Consider the following 218-nt stretch of genomic DNA (forward strand, 5'->3'; position numbering starts at 1 on the left):
TTAACTCTTTATGCTGCTTAGGTTTCTACTTAAGCAGCATAGTTTTCATATTCTGTTTGATTGTGTAAAAGCGACCATATAATTCGTGCGTTCTTCGCGGCCAGTGCCACTATTGCTCGGTTCATTCCTCTTCGTTCTAGAACGCCGCGACACCACTGACTTAACTTATCTTGCTTGTCGCCAAGGTTGGCAATCACGGTCCTTGCGCCATGAACTAA

At 44.5% G+C, this 218-nt stretch carries 1 pseudogene; it reads right to left on the reverse strand.

From position 1 onward, the window contains the following. Window positions 1–29 precede the first annotated feature (29 nt). Window positions 30–218: pseudogene (locus AB4274_RS21845) on the reverse strand (IS110 family transposase); the annotation flags it as partial.

Source organism: Vibrio sp. 10N.261.55.A10 (genome assembly GCF_041470825.1).
In the GTDB taxonomy this organism is placed as follows: domain Bacteria; phylum Pseudomonadota; class Gammaproteobacteria; order Enterobacterales; family Vibrionaceae; genus Vibrio; species Vibrio crassostreae_C.